At 39.4% G+C, this 3,468-nt stretch carries 4 protein-coding genes; all 4 read left to right on the top strand.

What is annotated here, in order from left to right; genetic code table 11:
- The first annotated feature begins 620 nt into the window (after window positions 1-620).
- On the top strand, window positions 621-1,583 hold the full coding sequence (locus F6J99_RS43395) for a transposase (protein WP_293123225.1): 963 nt from the start codon (window positions 621-623) through the stop codon (window positions 1,581-1,583).
- Between the two features lies 1 nt (window position 1,584).
- Window positions 1,585-2,280, top strand: a complete 696-nt coding sequence (locus tag F6J99_RS43390; RefSeq protein WP_293123222.1) for a glycosyltransferase — start codon at window positions 1,585-1,587, stop codon at window positions 2,278-2,280.
- Entirely contained in the window at window positions 2,246-2,902 is a 657-nt protein-coding gene (locus F6J99_RS43385) for a formyltransferase family protein (RefSeq protein WP_293060552.1), read from the top strand. The genes F6J99_RS43390 and F6J99_RS43385 overlap by 35 nt, the downstream gene beginning before the upstream one ends.
- 50 nt (window positions 2,903-2,952) lie before the next feature.
- The coding region (locus tag F6J99_RS43380) for a hypothetical protein (protein ID WP_293123219.1) at window positions 2,953-3,468 on the top strand (516 nt) is incomplete at its 3' end.

Raw genomic sequence — 3,468 nt, 5'->3', positions numbered from 1 at the left:
TCCTACGGAGACGCTCCGCGAACGCCTAGGGAATGCGCACCAAGAGAGAGGATATTTACTTTGCCAACTTATTCTTTCCAACAGTTTTTTAGTTTCGGTATTTAATTCTCTAATGAATCTCATATAAATACCCATTTTCAGTGATTTTATCTAATTATATCTTATTATGTCAAAAATAGGTAATTAATTTTGTGCACCTGCTTAGAGGGAGTTATATCACTTAGTTATAGATAAATATCAAATACCTTTAAAAATTTTCTGTATCCCATAATTAATTCCACTATATACCCCCATTTTTCCTAAGGGTAAAAAACTCATGACGTCTAATTTTGTGCTTCAAATAACAGTTATGAACACTGTTATTTGAAGCACAAAATTATGGTAAACTAGTTTCTAGGATCAATGGAGAACAAAGACCCTGAATAATAAGTTTCCACAAGGAGAAGAATTAATTTCAACCTTGAAACAAATAATGCCCACTATTTATCAACAAGAAACCCTTGAATCTATTTTGGGTTTACTCCTTTGTGGGCAAGGGAATTCAGTTCCTCACCATTGTCAAACAAAATCAGAAAGTGCCATTAGTCGTTTCTTAAATCATTGTCTTGATGTAGTCGCTCATGGGGGAAACCCCCAAGACCGCGCTGCATCGCTACCAATGGTCAACCCGTTCTTTGATTCGCAGTGTTCGTTCTTTTCTACTTAATCTCATTCTTTCTCAACAAAAAAGAGGAAGAAAACCAACTCTACAAGTAATTCTAGATTTAACCACACTAGAAAAGGTAGGTAATTTCCCCCATTTAAGAGACTTGGTTCGAGTCTATAACCATAAAAAAGGTTTACACGTTGTGGTTATCTATTTAGTATTAGGTAACTGGCCCATCCCATGGATTTTCAGGATTTATCGAGGTAAGGGGACTCCCTATCCATCTCAATTAGCACAGAAATTATTGAACAATTTGCCAAAAAAAATTACCGCATCTTTTCAAGATTATGTGCTAGGTGATACTGGGTTTGGCACGATTAAATTAATTGAAAAAATTCGAGAAAATTTTCATCATGCTATTGTCGGTATTAGTAAAAATCGAACTTTAACTGATGGACGCAAGGTTTCAGAAATTAAAACTCGTGGTCAACAAGTTTATTTAAAGGGTTTAGATTTTCCGGTTTTTTTGTCATGGGTATGGCTGAAACGAGATGGTAAAAAAGTTCAACGTTTTGTCATCTCTACGAAACCAATGAAGGGTGAAACTATTGCTAGATGGGGAAAACGTAGATGGCAGATTGAGGGCTTTTTTAAGACGGCAAAATATCGTTTTACCCTACACCGCTTTGGACAAAAGACAAGACTTGGAGTCTACCGTTGGTTGATTCTTTCTTTAGTTTATTATTTGTTGGCTTATTTGGTTTATTTACACTTAGGTAAAACGGAGAGTTTAGATTGGTTTTATTGTGCAAAAAAAACACTTATTTTACTTTTACATCATGTTTTGCTTCTTTCTATTTTTAATCAGTTAGATACACTTATCCCTTGGTTAAATGAGCTAGGTTTTTATTTTTATCTGATCAGGTGCAAGATCTGAGTTGAATCAGAATGTGTATGCCCATGAGGGACTGTATCCTAAACGGGAATCCTACACCCAGCTGCTGTTGGGTACCCAATATACACTCCTCAGGAAGGAATTCTGGCCTTGGCAAGGCTGGCAGCGGCAGATCCCGACAGTGGCACGGAAGGTGCTGGTTACCTTGGGGGGAGCAGACCCCGATAATGTGACCCTGAAGGTGATTCAGGCATTACAGCAGGTCAAGGTTGAAGGACTCGAAGCAGTGGTAGTGGTTGGGGGGAGTAATCCTCATTATGAGCAGTTACACGCAGCAGTGCATGATTCGGGGGCAGCAATTATGCTCAAGTATAATGTGACGAATATGCCGGAGTTGATGGCTTGGGCAGATATTGCGATCGCAGCTGGGGGAAGTACTTGTTGGGAGTTGACTTTTATGGGACTACCTAGTTTAATTATAATTGTGGCTGACAATCAGAGAGCAATCGCTCATAAATTGGACGAACTATGTGCTGCTGTAAGTTTAGGATGGCACGACCAAGTTTTTCCCGAACAAATAGCAGAATCAGTCGCTCAAATTTGCTTATCCAAAAAACAACGTTGGCAACTCCACCAAAGTAGCAAAAATTTAGTTGATGCAGAGGATAAATTCAAAGTTATAAAGATACTTTTGAAAAAAAATAATGCAATGCTTAACGATTACAATTTTATCGGATAGCAATAGTTGGATTAATAACTATATTCCTTATCTAGTTAAAAAGCTAAAGGAAAAACAACATGTAGTTAAGTGGATTTATCAAGCGAAAGAGATTCCACAAGGAGACTTAGTTTTTTGTTTAGGATGCGGACAAATTTTGTCATCAGAAGTTTTGAAGAGAAATTCAAAAAATTTGATTGTTCACGAAAGTGCTTTACCTCAAGGAAAGGGTTGGTCGCCTCTCACTTGGCAAATCTTAGAAGGGAATAATGAGATTCCAATTACGTTATTTGAAGCTGAAGAAAGTGTAGATAGTGGTAAAATTTATCTTCAATCCCTTTTAAAGTTTCAGGGAAATGAACTTGTTGATGAATTGCGTAAAACTCAAGCCGAAAAATCAATTGAAATGTGCTTAAAGTTTGTCCAGCGATATCCAGAAATTATAGAGATAGGGAAAGAGCAATCTGGAGACTCAACCTACTATCCTCGTCGAAAGCCAAAGGATAGTCGTTTAGATCCAGAACGAACAATAAAAGAACAGTTTAACCTTTTGCGAGTTGTAGATAACGAACGCTATCCAGCTTTTTTTGAACTCAATGGAGAAGTATATATATTAAAAATAGTAAAAAAACATCATCAGTAAGGAGGTTGATTTGGTTGCTTACTTAGTGGTTGGTCGAGGGATGTAAAACCATGAGCCAAACATCTGCTAAACTCGCCATCCATGTTGATGGCGGCACCACGGTTGGGTTGGGTCATGCCACACGGGGGATTGGCTTGGCTGAAGCCTGCAAATCCTTGGGATTTACAGTGATGTTCTTGATTGACCCAGCCTCAGGGCTAAAGGATTTTCTCTCCAACCGGATGCAAGAGGTACAGGTCTGTGAGGCTACTCCGTTAGGAGTGTTACAAGCCGCCCAATCAATAGGAGCATCTGCATTAGTGATTGATAGCTATCGCTTTGATGGAGCGGCATTGCGATTGCTCCAAAATCAAGGTTTACTCATCATTTGCTTTGACGATCAAGCTAACCGTGCTTTACCTGTGGATGTGGTCATCAACGGCTCGCCTGCTGCTCCCAGCCTCACCTACGACGTGCGACCCGATACACGCCTATTGTTAGATGTGGCCTACCAGGTGGTACGTCCTGAGTTTTGGCTCCATGTGCCCCGCGACTATGACACCCCGGTGCGATCGCTCTTTGTCAGA

The organism is Moorena sp. SIO4G3 (genome assembly GCF_010692305.1).
In the GTDB taxonomy this organism is placed as follows: domain Bacteria; phylum Cyanobacteriota; class Cyanobacteriia; order Cyanobacteriales; family Coleofasciculaceae; genus Moorena; species Moorena producens_A.
This window is presented reverse-complemented; position numbering and strand designations above follow the sequence as displayed.